At 65.4% G+C, this 16,840-nt stretch carries 14 protein-coding genes; 6 read left to right on the top strand and 8 right to left on the bottom strand.

All coding sequences use genetic code 11. The features are described from left to right. Nucleotides 1–77: 77 nt before the first annotated feature. From EHH60_RS27780 to EHH60_RS27750, 7 genes are all read right to left on the bottom strand, one after another. Complete coding sequence (locus EHH60_RS27780; RefSeq protein ID WP_124162570.1) at nucleotides 78–590, bottom strand: hypothetical protein; 513 nt, start codon at nucleotides 588–590, stop codon at nucleotides 78–80. 488 nt (nucleotides 591–1,078) lie between these two features. Beyond that, nucleotides 1,079–2,947, bottom strand: a complete 1,869-nt coding sequence (locus tag EHH60_RS27775; protein ID WP_124162569.1) for an ABC transporter ATP-binding protein — start codon at nucleotides 2,945–2,947, stop codon at nucleotides 1,079–1,081. Between the two features lie 201 nt (nucleotides 2,948–3,148). After that, nucleotides 3,149–4,075, bottom strand: a complete 927-nt coding sequence (locus EHH60_RS27770) for a 2-hydroxyacid dehydrogenase (protein WP_124162568.1) — start codon at nucleotides 4,073–4,075, stop codon at nucleotides 3,149–3,151. Nucleotides 4,076–4,082: 7 nt separating this feature from the next. Further along, nucleotides 4,083–5,411, bottom strand: a complete 1,329-nt coding sequence (locus tag EHH60_RS27765) for an NAD(P)/FAD-dependent oxidoreductase (protein WP_124162567.1) — start codon at nucleotides 5,409–5,411, stop codon at nucleotides 4,083–4,085. Nucleotides 5,412–5,451: 40 nt separating this feature from the next. After that, on the bottom strand, nucleotides 5,452–6,327 hold the full coding sequence (locus EHH60_RS27760; RefSeq protein ID WP_124162566.1) for an ABC transporter permease: 876 nt from the start codon (nucleotides 6,325–6,327) through the stop codon (nucleotides 5,452–5,454). A gap of 2 nt (nucleotides 6,328–6,329) precedes the next feature. Then, the gene (locus EHH60_RS27755; RefSeq protein ID WP_124162565.1) at nucleotides 6,330–7,280 is read right to left on the bottom strand and encodes an ABC transporter permease; all 951 of its coding nucleotides are present in this window, start codon (nucleotides 7,278–7,280) and stop codon (nucleotides 6,330–6,332) included. Nucleotides 7,281–7,307: 27 nt separating this feature from the next. Continuing rightward, nucleotides 7,308–8,999, bottom strand: a complete 1,692-nt coding sequence (locus tag EHH60_RS27750; RefSeq protein ID WP_199752082.1) for a peptide ABC transporter substrate-binding protein — start codon at nucleotides 8,997–8,999, stop codon at nucleotides 7,308–7,310. A gap of 221 nt (nucleotides 9,000–9,220) precedes the next feature. Between EHH60_RS27750 and EHH60_RS27745 the strand changes: the two genes are divergently transcribed. Then, nucleotides 9,221–9,862: a cupin domain-containing protein gene (locus EHH60_RS27745; RefSeq protein ID WP_124162563.1), complete on the top strand. Its 642-nt coding sequence runs from the start codon at nucleotides 9,221–9,223 to the stop codon at nucleotides 9,860–9,862. A gap of 1 nt (nucleotide 9,863) precedes the next feature. On the opposite strand, the gene EHH60_RS27740 is transcribed toward EHH60_RS27745, so the two are convergent. Beyond that, nucleotides 9,864–10,889: an AraC family transcriptional regulator gene (locus EHH60_RS27740; RefSeq protein WP_124162601.1), complete on the bottom strand. Its 1,026-nt coding sequence runs from the start codon at nucleotides 10,887–10,889 to the stop codon at nucleotides 9,864–9,866. Between the two features lie 187 nt (nucleotides 10,890–11,076). Here EHH60_RS27740 and EHH60_RS27735 point away from each other — a divergent pair, with 187 nt between their 5' ends. The 5 genes from EHH60_RS27735 to EHH60_RS27715 all read left to right on the top strand — a co-directional run bounded on the left by EHH60_RS27735 (nucleotide 11,077) and on the right by EHH60_RS27715 (nucleotide 16,827). Continuing rightward, on the top strand, nucleotides 11,077–11,526 hold the full coding sequence (locus EHH60_RS27735) for a cupin domain-containing protein (RefSeq protein ID WP_061027189.1): 450 nt from the start codon (nucleotides 11,077–11,079) through the stop codon (nucleotides 11,524–11,526). Nucleotides 11,527–11,629: 103 nt separating this feature from the next. Continuing rightward, nucleotides 11,630–13,123 (top strand): flavin-containing monooxygenase, encoded by a 1,494-nt coding sequence (locus tag EHH60_RS27730; RefSeq protein ID WP_124162562.1) that lies wholly within the window; start codon nucleotides 11,630–11,632, stop codon nucleotides 13,121–13,123. 99 nt (nucleotides 13,124–13,222) lie between these two features. Further along, complete coding sequence (locus EHH60_RS27725; RefSeq protein WP_124162561.1) at nucleotides 13,223–14,293, top strand: hypothetical protein; 1,071 nt, start codon at nucleotides 13,223–13,225, stop codon at nucleotides 14,291–14,293. 66 nt (nucleotides 14,294–14,359) lie between these two features. Continuing rightward, nucleotides 14,360–15,355, top strand: a complete 996-nt coding sequence (locus EHH60_RS27720; RefSeq protein WP_124162560.1) for an NAD-dependent epimerase/dehydratase family protein — start codon at nucleotides 14,360–14,362, stop codon at nucleotides 15,353–15,355. 278 nt (nucleotides 15,356–15,633) lie between these two features. Continuing rightward, a complete protein-coding gene (locus EHH60_RS27715) occupies nucleotides 15,634–16,827 on the top strand; it encodes an efflux RND transporter periplasmic adaptor subunit (RefSeq protein ID WP_199752080.1) in 1,194 nt (397 codons plus the stop codon). The last annotated feature ends 13 nt before the right edge of the window (nucleotides 16,828–16,840 follow it).

Here is a 16,840-nt window from a genome sequence, read left to right as displayed (position 1 = left end):
AAACCAGAGCCGAACCAACACTGCGGCTTGTGCTCACGTATGGTGCCAAGCGGATGTTTTCCGCGACCGCAGTTCTTTCATTGCTCGCTCGGCGCTTCATAGCTGCGAGCCATGGTGCCCGCCGCAACTTGAAGCGAAGAACCAACCACCCAACAGCCGACGACAAACCCTATCAGGCCATTGGGGAGGTTCTGATCAAGGACAATGATGCTGACGGACAGAGTTGCGGCGATTGCCGCGACGAACGTTCCGGCCGCACTCATGATCTCCGCCACATCAGACACGTTGTATTCTTCCGAGATGCTTGAAATCGGCTTGCGCGTCACAGTACGAGACAAATCAATCCCGACATAGTAGCTGAGACCCCCATAGAGCATCGTTAGCAGCACGATCCAACCGCTCTCAAAAAGTCCACCTTTCTGACGCAGCAAGGTCGCACCGACATAGAGCCCGCAAGAGCCTCCAACAGCTGCGAGCCCAATCCTCTCAAGAAGATGGGCCGACCTGATGAGGCTGGAACGGGCAATTCCGAGATTGCCCGCGTATCTTGTTCGGGAAATTGCGCTGGAAACTGCACTGCTTATCTTCATGGCGGGCTCCTTGAAAATTAGCAGCCTCCCGGCCGATCCCGAATAGAAGCTGCGCTGGCGCGTTTCGCGATGCCCTAGATTCCAATTTCTAAAGAGATCTGTGCCAAGTGATCGGCTGGCTTGCTCGTCAGCAAGACGAGAGCCAATCCAAAGCTGCGAGCACGCGGCTTCGCAATCCTTGCATTTCACTCGTATCCTCAGTTGGCGTCGGGCGTGGCAATTTCTTGCGGGAGTGATAGCTCGGAATAAAGTAATCGAATATGAGACGGTTCACATGCCGCAGTTCTCGGAGCTCCAATCCAGTAACAACTTCAAGGCGACAAGTATTGCAACGTCGCGCACCTGTGAGCGCGGCAGCGGGCAACGGCGCTCAGTCAGCCAAGCCGTCCAGCGTTCGCCGACATCAGGCTTATGCGTTCGCCGTATCTCGTGTGCGTCAACTTATGAAGCTCGGCCGCATCAATCGAAACGCACCGTGCCTTCCCGCCTCAGGCCGACCATTCCTCGCCACAGACCTGGACGACGTGGCCGGGCGACACTTCGCGATAGTGCCGGCGAGGCGGCTGGTAATCCGCTGCGCGAACCGGGCTTCTGATCTCGTCGTTCGAGGCCTCGCGCCGGACGGCGCGAAGTGACGGATCGGGCACCGGCACGGCGGCCATCAGCTTCTTGGTATAAGGATGCTGCGGATTGCCAAACAATGCGGCGCGCGGGCCGATCTCGACGATCTCGCCGAGATACATCACCGCGACGCGGTGGCTCATGCGCTCGACCACCGCGATATCGTGCGAAATAAAGAGATAGGCGAGGCCCATGCTGGCCTGGAGGTCGAGCATCAGGTTGACGACCTGCGCCTTCACCGAGACGTCGAGCGCTGAGACCGCTTCGTCGGCGACGATCAGCTTCGGCCCGAGCGCGAGCGCGCGCGCGATGCAGATGCGCTGGCGCTGTCCGCCGGAGAACTCATGCGGAAAGCGCGCCGCCGTGTCGGCGGGCAGGCCGACGCGGACGAGCAGGTCGGCGACCTTGTCGCGGGCCTGCGCTGCCGTGGCAACGCCGTTGGCGAGCAGCGGGGCCGCGATCGCCGTTCCCACCGACATGCGCGGATTGAGGCTCGCGAACGGGTCCTGGAACACGATCTGCATCTGCTTGCGAAAATCGCGTAAAGCTCGGCCGTTCATGGCCAGCACGTCCTGGCCGTCGACCAGGACCGTGCCGCTGTCCGGCTTGAGCAGCCTCAGGATGGAACGGCCCGTCGTCGACTTGCCGCAGCCGGATTCGCCGACCAGCGCCAGCGTCTCGCCGGCGCGCAAGGTGAAGGAGATGTTCTCGACCGCGTGGACGCGGCCCGAGACCTTGCCGAACAATCCGGAGCGGATCGGAAAGCGCGTGGTGAGGCCCGCGACTTCGAGCAGCGGCCGCTCGGCCGTCGAAACGGTGTCGGGCGTTTCCACCGGCTCGTCCGAGGTGCCCGTCACCTTGTCGACGATCGGAAAGCGCATCGGCCGCGCGCGTCCGTCCATCGAGCCGAGGCGCGGCACGGCGGCGAGCAGCGCGCGGGTATAGGGATGCGACGGTGCGGCGAAAACGCGCGTGGTCGCGTCCGTCTCCACCGCCTGCCCACCATACATCACCACGGTCCTATCAGCGATCTCGGCGACCACACCCATGTCGTGTGTGATGAAGAGGATCGACATCCCCTCCTCCTGCTGAAGCTCCTTCAACAGCTCGAGGATCTGGGCCTGGATGGTGACGTCGAGCGCCGTGGTCGGCTCGTCGGCGATCAACAGCTTCGGCTTGCAGGCCAGTGCCATCGCGATCATCACGCGCTGGCGCATGCCGCCGGAGAAACGATGCGGATGCTCGTGGAAGCGGGATTTCGCTGCGGGGATGCGGACGCGATCGAGCAGGCGGATGGTCTCCGCCTCGGCGGCTGCACGCGACAGGCCGCGATGCTGAATCAGCGCTTCCGCAATCTGGAAGCCGACCGTGAGCACCGGGTTGAGGCTCGTCATCGGCTCCTGGAAGATCATGGCAATGTCATTGCCGCGAATGTTGGTCATGCTCGCCTCGGGCAGCGCGAGCAGGTCGCGGCCGGCCAACATGACGCGGCCCTCGACGCGACCGATCTCCTGCGGAATCAGCCGCATGATCGAGAGCGCGGAGACGCTCTTGCCCGAGCCGGACTCGCCGACGATCGCCACGGTCTCGCGCGGCGCGATATCGAACGAGACGTTGCGGACGACGGGAATCCATCGCCGCTCGAGCATGAAGGAGGTGGTGAGGCCGGCGACGGACAGCACGGGAGATTGTGCGCTGGCGGTGGCTTGGTTCGACGTGTTTGCCACGATGCTCATGCGAGGCCCCCGCCACCTGCCGCGAACAAGGTGCGCTTCCTCCCCCGCTTGCCGGGGAGGGTTGGGGAGAGGGTGTCTCGACAACGAAGGCTCCCCCAGAGGAGAGAGCCCTCACCCGGCGCTACGCGCCGACCCCTCCCGCAAGCGGGAGAGGTAAGAGCAGTTCGTGGCAGCACTGATGTCACCATCACCATTCCGCCCTCAGTACCCCCGCTTACGATCGACGAGCCCCGGCAGCTCCTCGCCGCGGCGGTGACGGGCGATGACGTCGAGCACGAAATCGACGGCGGTGTCGGGCGTCGTCATGCTGGCATTGTGCGGCGTCAGCAGGATGCGCGGATGGCTCCAGAACGGATGTCCTGCAGGCAGCGGCTCGGGATCGGCGACGTCGAGCACCGCGCCTGATAGCGCGCCGCTGTCGAGGGCAGCAAGGAAGTCGGCCTCGACGAGATGCGGGCCACGACCGACATTGACGAGCCCTGCCCCGTGCGGCAACCGCGCGAAAAGGTCGGCATCGAGAATCCCGCGCGTCTGGTCCGTCAGCGGCAGCAGGCAGACGAGAATGTCGGTCTGCGCCAGAAACTCCGGCAAAGTATCCCCGCCCGCGTAACAGGTGACGCCTTCGATCTCGCGCGGCGAACGATTCCAGCCCGATAGCGGAAAGCTGAACACCTTCAGCCGCTCGAGCACGGCCTGGCCGAGCTGGCCGAGGCCCATCACGCCGACACGCCGCCGCTTCGCCGGCGTGATCCGGATCTCACGCCAGACCTGCTGCTTCTGCTGGCTGATGAAGTGAAGGAGATCGCGATGCAGGCCGAGCACGGCCATGGTGACATATTCGACCATGGTCTCGGCGATGCCGGGCTCCAGCATGCGGACCAGCGGAATGTGCGGTGGAACTTTCGTGGTATCGAACTGATCGACGCCCGCGCCGACGGAGAAGACCAGTTCAAGATTGGGAAAGGTCGTCGCGATGTCGTCCGGCGGCACCCACGCCACCAGATGGCGGATTTCGGCGGGATCGCCGATGTCGGGCCAGAGCCGGAACGGCACATCCGGCGCGCGCTCCGCGAAGAAGCGCGCCCACTCGGCACCGCGAACCATGTTGGCCTTGTAGAGAACCGTCATGCCGTCCTCAGAACGGGCTGACCGGTGCGAGCCGGCGGCCGTCGATCATGCGCTTGTGGCTGTAGGCGGCGGGATCGACCAGCGGAGTCGCGCCGGTCACGATGTCGGCGGCGAGCTTGCCGGCCGCGGGGCCGATGCCAAAACCGTGGCCGGAAAATCCGGTGGCGAGGAAGAAGCCCGGCAGCGCATCGATCGCCGAAATGACGGGTATCGTATCCGGCGTGCAGTCGATCGTGCCGCCCCAGGCTTCCGCGATCTCGATGTCCTCCAACTCGGGATTCGCCTTGATCAAGGAGGCCAGCGCGGCATTGACCAGCGACATGTCGGGTGCGGGGTCGCGCACGCGCTCGGCCTCGAACGGCGACGGCTTGTCGAAGCTCCAATTCGTGCCGCGCACGATCTGGTCGAAGAACGACTTGCCAAACGACAGCTTCAGGCCGTTCTTGCGATGCTGATAAGTCGGCCAGAAGGTCCAGGCGTAACGCAACAGGTCCGGCGACAGCTCGACCGTGCCGCGGTTGCGCAGCGCCAGCGTGAAGCCGCCGTCGAGGCGGCGACGGATGCAGTAGAAATCGGTGCCGAGCGCGCCCGACGTGATCTCCGGCCCTGGCGTGGTCCGGCAGGCGGTGGCGTTGACGAGACCGATCGGAAGCTCGATGCCATGGCGGCGGCAGAACAGCGACGACCACGCGCCGCCCGACAGCAACACGGCTTGCGTGCGGATGGTGCCCTTCTCGGTGACGACGGCGCTGACGCGGCCGCCAGTCGTCTCCAGCCCGCGCGCCGCGCAGCCCTGATGGATGGTGACACCGTGCTTGCGTGCCGCGGCGGCGAGCGCGGGCACGGCCATCGACGGCTCCGCACGGCCGTCGCTCGGCGTGTGCAAGCCGCCGACCCATTTGTCGGTATTTCCTGGCATGCGCTCGGCGACCTCGGCCGGCGTCAGCACGGTCGAGTGGACCTGCATCTCGCGTGCGACCGCGGCCCAGCGCTCCCAGCTCGCGAGCTCGTCCTTGCTCTTGGTCAGGAACAGAACGCCGGTGCGGCGGAAGCCGGCATCGACGCCGGCGTCGTTCTGCATGTCTTCCCACAGCCGCAGCGCTTCGCGGGCGAGCGGGATCTCCTCGCGCGCGCGGCCCTGCTGCCGGCACCAGCCCCAATTGCGGCTCGACTGCTCGCCGCCGACATGCCCCTTCTCGACCAGGGCGACCGAAAGGCCCTTCCTCGCCAGATGATAGGCCGAGGAGACGCCGATGACGCCGCCGCCGATGACGACGACGTCCACCTGCGCCGGCAGGCGTTCATCGCTGTTGATACGGTTGAGCGGCGGGGACATGGGACACTCCTGGACTTCAGTTCGGACGAGACCTGGCTCGTCATGGGATATTCATTCGCGGATCGAGCGCATCGCGCAGGCCGTCGCCGAGGAAGTTGAAGCTGGTGACAGCCAGCGTGATGGCGAGGCCCGGCGCGATCGCAAGCCACGGCGCGCTCGTGAGATAGATCTGCGCGTTATTGAGCATGTTGCCCCAGCTCGCCGCCGGCGGCTGGATGCCGTAGCCGAGATAGCTGACATAGGATTCGAGCAGGATCGCTTTCGCCACGTTCAGCGTCGCCGCCACGACGATCGGCGCGATCGCATTGGGCACGAGCTCGCGGAACATGATCCGCAGGTTCGACGAGCCGAAGGCGAGCGCGGCGACCGCAAACTCACGCTCCCGCAACGACCGCACCTGGGCCTCGACGACGCGAGCGACAGCCATCCAGGCCGTCGCCGCGATCAGCACGGTTGTGGTGACGAGGCCGGGCTCGGTGAGCGCGGCCAGCGCAAGCAGGAGAAAGATCGTCGGGAAGCACAAGACGGCATCGACAAGCCGCATCAGGACCGCACCGACCAGGCCACCATAGAAGCCGGCGAAGGCGCCGACGGCAATTCCGACCGCCATTGCGATCACCATCGCGACGATGCCGATCGAGAGCGAGACGCGGCCGCCCATCATCAGCCGCGCCAGCACGTCGCGGCCGAGCTCGTCGGTGCCGAGGATATGCGCGCCGGACAGCGGCGGCGCAAACCGCTTCATAATGTCGATATAGGTGTCGTCGAACGGCAGCAGATAAGGACCGAACGCCGACCCGAGGACGAGAACGAGGATGATCACGGCGCCCGCGAGCGCGAGCCGGTGGCGACGAAAACGACGCCACGCGGCCTGGCCGGGCGCGAGGTGAACGGTGGAGATGGTCGCAGCCGTCATCGCTAGCCCACCCGAATGCGCGGATCGACGACGGCATAGAGGATGTCGGCGAGCAGCGAGCCGATCAGCACCATCGTCGCCGAGAACATCAGGATGCCCATCACCACGGGATAGTCGCGATAGCCGATGGAATCGAGGAACAGCCGGCCCATGCCGGGCCAGGTGAACACGGTCTCGGCGACCAGTGCGCCGCCGAGCAGCGTCGGAAACTGCAGGCCGGCCACCGTGATCATCGGCAGCAGCGCGTTGCGTAGCGCATGGACAGTGAGGATGCGCCATTCGGGCATGCCCTTGGCGCGCGCGGTGCGGATGTAGTCCTGGTTGATGACTTCGAGCATGGAGGAGCGCATGAAGCGGCCCCACATCGCGGTTTCGACCAGCGCCAGTACCATTGCCGGCGCGATCAGATGATGCAGCAGATCGAGGAAGGAGCCGTCGCCGATGGTCTGCCTGTTGCCGGCCGGCAGCCAGCCGAGCTTCACCGAGAAGATGTAGATGGTGACGAGACCGAACCAGAACGTCGGAATCGACAGCGCGACCATGGCGCCGGCGGTGGCCAGCGTGTCGAACAGCGAATAGCGGCGCAGCGCGCCCATCACGCCGATCCAGCAGCCGAGCAGCACCGCGATGACCGTCGCCGTCGCCATCAGCTCCAGCGTGGCGCCGAGATGCGAGGAAATCACCGACAGCACCGCCTCGCCGTCGCGATAGGAGTGTCCCCAGTCGCCTCGTACCGTGCGGCCGAACCAGTCGAGATACTGGATCGGCAGCGGGCGATCGAGCCCGAGCTGCCTGGTGACGCGGTCGAGATCCTCCTGCGTCATCTGTCCGGAGACGGCGAACTGCGACAGCGGACCGCCGGGCGCCAGATGCAGGATGGCGAAGCCGATCGCCGAGACGATCACCAGCAGCATGATCGCCTGCGCCAGGCGGTTGACGACGTATCGGGCCATCTCAGGCGATCCAGCGGGCCTGAGACATCATGCCCAGTACCATTCGCGGATATTCCAGCAGTTGATGGAGGTGTTGATGTTAGGACGGAAACCTTGCAGCCCTTCCTTCACGCCCTCGGCGATGAAGCCCTGGAACAACGGCAGGATCGCAAGGTCGTTGCGGATCAGCTTCTGCAGGTCGCCATAGGTCGTCTTGCGCTGGGCGAGACCGAACTGCCTGGCGCCGTCGGCGAGCAGGCGATCGGCCTCCGGGTTCTTGTACTGATAGGTGTTGTAGCCGCGGCCGCCCTTGGCGGGAATGGCGCCGGAGCCGAAGCGCGGCGTCACGTCGGGGTCGCTGCCCAGCATGAAGTTGACGGAGACCAGCACCGAATTGAACTTCGACTGCTGCCAGAAGTCGCCCCAGATCACGGCCGCCGGCATGTTGTTGACTCGCATCGCAGCCCCGATCGCGCGCCAGTCCTGGATCAGCAGCTGCTGGGTCTGCTCGCGCACCGCATTGCCCGACGTCGTCGAATTCGTGAATTCGAGCTTGACGCCGCCCTTCTCGCGCACGCCACCGGAGCCGCGAGCCCATCCGGCCGCATCGAGCAGCGCGTTGGCCTTGGCGGGATCGTATTTGTGCTGCGGCAGGCCCTGCTGAAACGACCAGGCCTGCTGCGGTACGAAACTCTCGGTCTGCGTCGGCAGACCGTAATAGAGCGCATCGATGATCGCCTGCTTGTTGATGGCGAGGTAGAGCGCCTCGCGCACGGCGCGGTCGGCGAAGGGACCGAACTCCAGATTGGGCGCGATATGCTCCACCGAGGAGGTCGAGGAGACGAAGACCTTGCGGCCCTTCAGCGTCTTCGCCTCCTGCACGAAGTTCGGCAAGATGCCTTGCAGGCCGGTGTAGTCGACCTGGCCGGTGCGGAACTGGGTGTAGAGCACGGTGAGGTCGGGAATGTACTTGAAGACCACGCGTTCGACGTAAGGTCCCTTGCCGTGATAGCCGGCGTGGGCATTCAGCAATATGTGGTCGCCGGGCACCCGCTCGCCCCAGCGGAATGGCCCGGTGCCGACGGGCGCGTTGTGGAACGGCGAGGCGTTCGGATCGGACACCTTCTCCAGGATGTGCTTCGGCACGATGAAGGTCAGCGATCCCAGGATCGACATGTAGGGCGAATAGGGCGCTTCCATGCGCCAATGGATCTCGTCGGGCGCGACGACCTTGATGTCCTTCACAAGGCTGTGGCCGACACGGCTGCGCGCGCGGAAATTGGGATCGTTGATCAGGTCGAGCGAGAACTTCACGTCCTCGGCCGTGAACGGCGTGCCGTCATGCCATTTCACGTCGTTGCGCAGCTTGATCTTCCAGATCAGGCCGTCGGCCGACAGGCCGCCATTCTCGATGGTCGGCACTTCGCGGGCGAGGTCGGGAACGAAATTGCCGGCGGGATCGATGAACCAGAGCAGCGAGAACACCTGCCACCAGATGCCCTGATCGACCTCGATACCCGGCATCAGCGGATGGAAGACGGTCGGCTCCTGCGACAGCGCCGCGATCACCTGGCCGCGCGGCTTGTCAGGCGGATTGGTGGGACGTTCGGTCTGCGCAAAGGCGCTGCCTGACAGCGTCCACCCTGCCGCGGCCCCCGCGCCGAGCTGGAAGAATTGACGGCGATTCGGAATGCCGAGATGCAGTGCCCCAACGCCGAGCTTGCCGGTGTCGCCTGCCATGACCCACTCTCCGTTTCCGCACACGGCACCGTTCTCCCGCGCCCCCGAGACCCCGGCGAAGGGACAGGAGTGGGCTTTAGTGCTTCTAAATTTTTCAGCCAAAATTTCATCATGACTAAATACGGCTGTCAATCGCATTGCTAGTATGCGCAACCTTTTCAGTCGTACTGAAGCCACGAGACCGATGCGGTCCGAGGTGAGATGATGCATGGGAGAGCGACATGGATGGTCGCGGCGATACGAACGGCACAAAGGACGCTCCGGCGATCGAAGCTGACGATGCGGTCGATCAGCGCCTCGGTGAAACCGTGCGGCTGCTGCGGCAGCGCGCCGGCCTCTCGATTCAGGACGTCGCCAACAAGACCGGGCTCTCCACCGGCATGATCAGCCAGCTCGAACGCGCGCGAGCCATGCCGTCGATCCGCACGCTGCGCCTGCTCAGCATCGCGCTCGACGTTCCCATCTCCTATTTCTTCGAGAGCAGCGATCCCGCCGACGTGCAGCGCTATATCGTGCGCAAGACCAACCGGCGGCTGCTGCGGCTCACTGCCAGCGGTGTCGTCAAGGAAGCGCTGACCCCGGCAGGCAAAGGCCAGCTCGAGCTTTACGAGCTCACGCTCAATCCCGGCGCCTCCTCCGGCACCGACTTCCTGCAGCACACCGGCGAAAAAGCGGGCTACATCCTCTCGGGCAGCCTGCGGCTGTGGCTCGACAACCAGGCCCACCTGCTGGAAGCCGGCGACAGCTTTCGTTTTCCGAGCATCATGCCGCACATGTTCGACAATCCGACCCAGCAGGTGGCGCGCGCGATCTGGGTGACGACGCTGCGCGAAGACCGCGGGGCGAAGTCGCAAGATCGGTAAGTCAGCACATCCTTCGCCGCAGCGTTGCCGATGGCGTCTCGCCGAATTTTTCGCGGTAGGCGCCGGCCATGCGGCCGAGATGGGTGAAGCCGAGGTCGAAGGCGAGGTCGGTGATTGAGACGCCGGCGGAAGCCTGCGCGAGGCGGGCGTGGAGGCCAGCGAGCCGCATGTCGAGCAGCATCTGCGAGATGGACACGCCGAAGTGACGGCGGAAGCCCAGCTGGAGCGCGCGGATGCCGATGCCCGACACACAGGCGAGTTGCGCGAGATCGAGCGGGTCGCCGGCATTGTCCGCAAGATGGTCGCGCGCGGCGCGGAGCGCACGCGGCAGGCGCTCGGCCTGTCCTGAGAATGTCCTGATCGCATCCGACAGGCCATGCCGCTGCCCGTTGAGGAGATGATCGATCAGCAGCTCGCGCCAATCGGCCATCGCGACCGGCGAAAGCCTGCCTGATGGCCCGAGACGCTCGGCGAGCGTCATCAGCCCGGCAAGGCTGGCCTGCAAGGCCCGCCCGGACGGCGCGTCCAGGTCAATCGCGGGATCGAACTCGACCACCCCGGCCGCCCTGCCCGACAGCGCCGCAGCGCGTTGCTCGACCATGCGGCGGTCGAGCAGCAGGATCGCTTGCGCGCAGTCGGCCCAGATCATCCGGGTCGGGACGGTCGGCGACAGCAGCGACGCCGTCCGGTCCGGCGCGACGTCGAGCTCGCTGCCGCCGGCACGAATGCGGGCGGAGCCCGCAAGCGGGACCTGCACCAGGAAGAAGCGCTCGAGGCAGCCGGGATCGATGCTGACCGATCCGCCATATGCGACGTAGTTGATGGAGAAGCCGTCGAAATCAGCGCAATTATGCCGGGCGGAGAAGCCGTCCGCCCGCGTCTGCGCCGGCTTGAGATCGTGCGGGCAGAAAATGCGCCCGATCTGCTCGGCCGCCTCGTCGACATCATCCGTGGTGACGCGGGCGAAGGCCGCAAGCCGCTCGGCTGCGGGTGCTCTTGCGTTCGTCTCCAGCACGGCTGCGGACATCATCGACCACGCTTCGCGTCACGGAATTGTTTTAAGCCTATAATGGTTCGTCGGGCGCGAAAAGGGCCGCGCCATGAAATCGCCGTGCTGCATGGCAACAGCCGTATCCGGATTCGTTTAGCGGATAGACAGGCGGCCCCTGGCCGGTCGAAGCTCCGTCCCCGCCGGTATCCATGAGGAGGTGAGCATGACTGCACTCGAAAAGGGCATTACTGCAAACGGCACGGGCTATGGCGGCAAGAGCTGGAACATCCTGGGCCAGGTCTATTTCCCCAAGGCCGTCACCGACTCCACCTTCGCTTTCGAGACCAACAGCGATCCCGGCCAGTTCGTGCCGGTGCACATCCACCCGACCCAGGACGAGTTCATCCTGGTGCAGGAAGGCACGCTCGACCTCAAGCTCGACGGTCAATGGGTCAAGGCCCATGCCGGCGACCTCGTGCGCATGCCGCGCGGCATTCCGCACGGCTATTTCAACAAGTCCGACAAGCCGTGCCGCGCACTGTTCTGGGTCTCGCCGATGCAGAAGCTGGAGGCGCTGTTCGAACAGCTCCACAATCTGACCGACCCTGCCGAAGTCGTCCGTATCTCGGCGCTGCATGAGGTCGACTTCCTGCCGCCCGAGGCCAACGACTAGCCGTCGCCACTTCCTCCGCTTACATCTGCTTGCAGCCCCGCCGGCCGCGCCTTGCGGCCGAACGCGGCCGCTTGCGCGAAACACACTGATTGCGAGCCATCCCATGGTCAGCCCCAAGCAAGTCTGCGTGATCGGCGCCGGCGTCTCCGGCCTTGCCGCCGCCAAAGCGTTCTCCACCCGAGGCCACCGCGTCACCATAATCGAGCGCAGCGCCGATCTCGGCGGCGTCTGGGAGCTGGCGCGCTCCTATCCTGACGTGCAGACGCAGAGCCCGAAGGAGCTCTACCGCTACACCGATCGGGCCATGCCGGACGCCTATCCGGAATGGCCAACCGGACCGCAGGTCCATGCCTACCTCGCCGACTACGCCAGGAGTTTTGGCCTCGACCACATGCTGCGCCTGAACACGGAGATCACCGGCATGGCGCGCCGCGCCGACGGCAAGCCGGGCTGGACGCTTACCCTGAAAGACAAGGCCGGCACGAGCACGAGCGAGACTTTCGATTTCGTCGCGGTCTGCACCGGGCAGTTCAACGAGCCACGTGAGCTGCATTGTCCCGGCGAGGACGCATTCCTGGCACACGGGGGCCAGATCCTGCATTCGTCGAAATACGGCGATCAGACGCTGGCGAAAGGACGCCGCGTCGTCGTGCTCGGCGGCTCGAAGTCCGCGACCGACATCGCGGTGAACGCGGTGAAGTCGGGCGCGCGCGAAGTGACGATCGTGATGCGCGAGCCGGTGTGGCGCATTCCCTATTTCATCGGCGGCCTCGTGAACTTCAAGCGCATCCTCTACATCCGCGCGCAGGAGGAGATGTTCCCGGGATGGGGCGCGAGCGCGATGGCGCGGCTCGCACATCGCATCGCCGCCCCCCTGGTCTGGGCGAACTGGCGCGGGCTCGAGAGCCTGTTGAAGGCGCAGCTCAAGCTTGCCCGGTGCAAGATGGTGCCGAAGGAGCGGATCGAGGACGGCATCAACTGCTCGGTACCGATCGCGACGCCGGGCTTCTACCCGATGGTCGCCGACGGCCGCATCAAGGCGGTGTTCGGCACGTTCGACCATTATGAAGGCGACAGCATCGTGATGAGCGGCGGCGAGCGCGTCAGTGCCGACGTCGCGGTGCTCGCGATCGGCTACAAGCTCGGCGTGCCGTTCCTTCCCGAGGCCTACAGGCAGAAGCTGGTCGATGCCGACGGACAGTACCGGCTCTATCGCCTGATCGCCAGTCCCGACCTGCCTGACATGGGCTTTGTCGGCTTCAACTCGTCGTTCTGCACCGTGCTCTGCGCCGACCTCGCCGCCAACTGGCTGGTGCGCTATGCCGACGGCCAGCTCGCCAACCAGCCGACGGCGCAAGCGATGCGCGACAACATCGAGATGATGCTGCACTTCAAGCGCGTCGAGCGGCCGGCCGCGGGCGTCTATGGCGGCCTGTGCGTCGCGCCCTATCACTACCGCCATTTCGACGAGCTGATGGCCGACATCGGCGCGAAGAACCAGAAACGCGGCGGGCTCGCAGGCCGCTTCCTCCCTCCGGATGCGGATGACTACGCGAAGTTCCTGGCTTCCGCGCCGAAGTACCCGGTGACGGCGTGAAGGCTGGAGGGTTGACGCCAACCCGAACTCGCAGCTCGCCAGTCCAGCCCGTATTGCTTACGATTCCCGCTGCCGAATCGGCCGGCCCGGGAGCCTGCGATGGAACCAAGACGTCACGCCGCGGCGATTGTCGCCGTGCTTGCCCTGCTTCTCGCGGCGCCTGCCATGGGACAAAGCGCGCCGACGCCAAGACAAGCCGAGGCGCTCGCCACCTACGAGCGCGCGCTCGCCGATTTCAAATCCATCCTCGCCGAGCGGCGGCGCCAGATCGAGGCGAAGGAGCCGCTGCCGAACCTGCCGGGCCAGGCGCTCTATCTCGCGCGCGTCGCAGTGATCAGCAGCTACAAGGACCTCACCGACGCGATGCCGTCGCGGATCGGCCGTCCCAACAAGTTCGAGATTCCGCCGGCTTATTTCGATGCCGACATCGAGCCGCTGGTCGACGAATACGGAAAGCTGTTCGACATCATGGAGGCGCCGCCTGCCAGCGCGCAGTACTCGCCAACGCCCTTCAAGGACGTCGTCGATCTCGCCGTTGCGATTGCGCGCGTCAAGGGGCTTGCGTCTGAGCATGCCGAGACCGCGGGCCGCATCAGCCTCGGGCTGTTCTTTGCGGAGACCAATGGCAAGCAGAATGTCCGCAATGCGCGCTCGAACACCTATATGGGCAGCTTCCAGACCGGCCCCTCCGAAGACCGCAACGGCCGGAGAAAATGGGAAGCCATCAAGGGCGAGATCGCAGCGATCGATCCGGCGCTGAGTGCGCGCGACGACAGGGAAGAGGCGCGGGTCCGCGGCACCGATCCCCGATTCAACCATTGGACCAACGTGCGCGACGGCCTGATGAACGCGCACGCCGATCTGTTCCATGAGATACCTGGAATCGTGAAGACGCTGTCTGACCCGATCGATCAGATGAAGCTGTTCGAGCTGATCCAGATCGTGCCGACCCCGACGCGGTCCGCCCTGAAATCGGGCGATCTCCTGAACTACAGGGTGTCCAGCCCAACGATCATGAAGCACCTGCGCAACAACAGCATCTTTGCATTCGGGCGGGCCGACCGGGCGCGCAGCTCGGCAAGCTACCGCGAGATCCTCGCCGCCATGTGGCTGTTCAGCCGAAAGTTCGAGCGCGCGATGGCGAAGTTCGCGGAGATCAGGGGGCGCTGACGGATCGGTTGCAACCGCTACCGGACGTTGTAGTCTCGCGATCTCATCGGCGACACGGACCGTTACATGCGCGTTCTCATCCTCGGCGGCAGCCAGTTCCTCGGACGCGCGATCGCAAGCCATGCTTGCGCGACCGGTCATGACGTGACCTGCGCTGCCCGCGGCCTTGCGGGGCCGATTGCCACGGGCGCGCGGTTCGTTCGGATCGACCGCGACGTCGCCGACGGCCTTGTGCCGCTCGCAGACGAGACATTCGACGCCGTGGTCGATGTCTCGCGTCATCCCGGTCAGGTCAGCCGTGCGGTCGCCGCGCTGAAGCGTCCGGGCGTGCATTGGACCTTCGTGTCGACGATCAGCGTCTATGCTGACAACCGCATTCCGGGGCAACGCGCCGACACCGCGCCGCTGCGCGAGCCCAGTTCAGCGGAGATCGCGCACAGCACCGACGCGATCTACGGCGCCGCCAAGGTCGCCTGCGAACAAGCGGTCGGCAACGACGCCTTCATCTGCCGGGCCGGCCTCATCGCCGGGCCGGAAGACCCGACCGGGCGGTTCGCCTACTGGCCGGCGCGGCTGGCGCGCGGCGGGGAGGTGCTGGCGCCGGGATCTCCGGTGGATGCCATCCAGTTCATCGACGTGCGCGACCTCGCGCGATGGATCGTGCATGCGGCAGAGATTCGCCTCACCGGAATCTATGATGGGATCGGGCCAATTCGCACGCGCGGCGAATTCCTGGCCGAGTGCGCATCGGCGCTGAACGCATCCTGCACCTTCACCTGGGTCGATCGCGCCTTCCTCGAGGCGCATGACGTGCGGCGCTGGGCAGGTCCGCGGTCCCTGCCGATGTGGCTGCCCCTGCCCGACTTCGCCGGATTCCTGACACGCGACACCTCGCCGGCGCGCCAGGCCGGACTGATCTCGCGACCGCCGGCCGACACCGCGCGCGACACGCTTGATTGGCTCAACGCCAGCAACGGTCCGGTCATCGGGCTTGCCGCCGAAGAAGAGCGAGACGTACTTGCGGCCTGGCATGCGCGAGGGGCGGCTGCGACCCGGATCTAGCCCTATCGCGCTGACGTACCATTCCGTCCCGATCCGTGAGTCCTTCAGGCCACTGTCGGAGGTCTTGCGCAGCGTGCCGCCGGTCGGTGTCGCGCCGCCTTTGATGCAATTGTGGTCGATCGTGCACTCAGTGCGAGGCGGCTTGTCATGACAAATCTGTCAAAGGCCACATCGCTCCTTGCAGTGCAAGGCCGGTGACTGCCATGGCTATGGTGTTTCACGGCCGGGCATTTGTTGGTAGCCTGCCGCACCGACAGACAGCAACCGGGGGCCACCTCATGACGCACGCGAATCCCGCATCTCCCGCAGGAGGCAAGAAAGCGTGGAGACAGGTCGGGTGGGCGTTGGCGACGGCAACCGCGGTGATCGTGCTCGCCGGCTGCGAGGACAAGAACACGTTCGTGGCGCCGCCTCCCCCCAAGGTGGACGTCGCGACGCCGGTGCAGCGTTCCGTGACGCGTTACATCGAGGCCACCGGCAACACCGCTCCGATCAAGAGCGTCGATCTGGTCGCGCGCGTGCAGGGCTTTCTGCAAACGATCGACTATCAGGACGGCACTTTCGTGAAGCAAGGTACCCAGCTGTTCACGATCGAGCCTGAGACCTACAAGCTCAAGCTCGAGCAGGCGCAGGCGGCCGAGGCCGGCGCGCAGGCCTCGCTGCGGCAGGCGGAAGCCGATTACAAGCGGCAGGCCGAGCTGGTGCAGCGCCAGGCGGTCTCCCAGGCCACTCTCGACACATCGACCTCGAACCGCGACAACGCCCAAGCCAATCTCCAGCAGGCCCAGGCCAACACCAAGCTCGCGGAGGTCAATTACGGCTATACCAAGGTGACTGCGCCGTTCGACGGCATCGTCAGCGCCCATATGGTCTCGATCGGCGAGCTCGTCGGCGTCTCCTCGCCGACCCAGCTCGCCACCATCGTTGCGATGGACCCGATCTATGTGAACTTCACCGTCAACGAACAAGATGTCCTGCGCATTCGCGCCGAAGCGGCACGTCGCGGGATGACCGCCGCCAACCTCAAGCAGTTTCCGATCCAGATCGGGCTCCAGACCGAAACCGGCTATCCGCACGAAGGTCATCTCGACTACGTCGCGCCGACCCTGAACCAGTCGACAGGCACGCTGGCGGTTCGCGGCCTCGTTCCCAACGACAAGCGGGTGCTGCTGCCCGGCTATTTCGTCCGGGTCCGCGTGCCCTTCGACCAGGAGAAGAACGCCCTGCTCGTTCCCGACACCGCGCTCGGCAGCGACCAGGGCGGCCGCTATCTGCTGGTGGTCAACGGCGACAACATTGTCGAGCAGCGCAAGGTGCAGATCGGCCCCGTCGACAACGGCCTGCGCGTGATCGAGAGCGGCCTGAAGCCGGAGGATCGCGTGGTGATCGCTGGGCTCCTGCGCGTCATCCCGGGCCAGAAGATCGACCCGCAGGTGACGAGGATCGAGCAGCCGCAGGCGTCTGCCAAGTGAAGGGGCGCCCGAC

This window comes from Bradyrhizobium sp. RP6 (genome assembly GCF_003837805.1).
Classification (GTDB): Bacteria; Pseudomonadota; Alphaproteobacteria; order Rhizobiales; family Xanthobacteraceae; genus Bradyrhizobium.
The sequence above is the reverse complement of the archived record's forward strand: the minus strand, read 5'-3'. Positions and strand labels throughout refer to the sequence as shown.

What these genes read in the sequence shown, in the direction of transcription:
- EHH60_RS27725 (WP_124162561.1), top strand. Translation starts at nt 13,223, where the DNA reads ATGGAACCAAGACGTCACGCCGCGGCGATTGTCGCCGTGCTTGCCCTG.
- EHH60_RS27780 (WP_124162570.1), bottom strand. Translation starts at nt 590, where the DNA reads ATGAAGATAAGCAGTGCAGTTTCCAGCGCAATTTCCCGAACAAGATAC.
- EHH60_RS27735 (WP_061027189.1), top strand. Translation starts at nt 11,077, where the DNA reads ATGACTGCACTCGAAAAGGGCATTACTGCAAACGGCACGGGCTATGGC.
- EHH60_RS27740 (WP_124162601.1), bottom strand. Translation starts at nt 10,889, where the DNA reads ATGTCCGCAGCCGTGCTGGAGACGAACGCAAGAGCACCCGCAGCCGAG.
- EHH60_RS27755 (WP_124162565.1), bottom strand. Translation starts at nt 7,280, where the DNA reads ATGGCCCGATACGTCGTCAACCGCCTGGCGCAGGCGATCATGCTGCTG.
- EHH60_RS27765 (WP_124162567.1), bottom strand. Translation starts at nt 5,411, where the DNA reads ATGTCCCCGCCGCTCAACCGTATCAACAGCGATGAACGCCTGCCGGCG.
- EHH60_RS27750 (WP_199752082.1), bottom strand. Translation starts at nt 8,999, where the DNA reads ATGGCAGGCGACACCGGCAAGCTCGGCGTTGGGGCACTGCATCTCGGC.
- EHH60_RS27730 (WP_124162562.1), top strand. Translation starts at nt 11,630, where the DNA reads ATGGTCAGCCCCAAGCAAGTCTGCGTGATCGGCGCCGGCGTCTCCGGC.
- EHH60_RS27745 (WP_124162563.1), top strand. Translation starts at nt 9,221, where the DNA reads ATGGATGGTCGCGGCGATACGAACGGCACAAAGGACGCTCCGGCGATC.
- EHH60_RS27775 (WP_124162569.1), bottom strand. Translation starts at nt 2,947, where the DNA reads ATGAGCATCGTGGCAAACACGTCGAACCAAGCCACCGCCAGCGCACAA.
- EHH60_RS27760 (WP_124162566.1), bottom strand. Translation starts at nt 6,327, where the DNA reads ATGACGGCTGCGACCATCTCCACCGTTCACCTCGCGCCCGGCCAGGCC.
- EHH60_RS27715 (WP_199752080.1), top strand. Translation starts at nt 15,634, where the DNA reads ATGACGCACGCGAATCCCGCATCTCCCGCAGGAGGCAAGAAAGCGTGG.
- EHH60_RS27770 (WP_124162568.1), bottom strand. Translation starts at nt 4,075, where the DNA reads ATGACGGTTCTCTACAAGGCCAACATGGTTCGCGGTGCCGAGTGGGCG.
- EHH60_RS27720 (WP_124162560.1), top strand. Translation starts at nt 14,360, where the DNA reads ATGCGCGTTCTCATCCTCGGCGGCAGCCAGTTCCTCGGACGCGCGATC.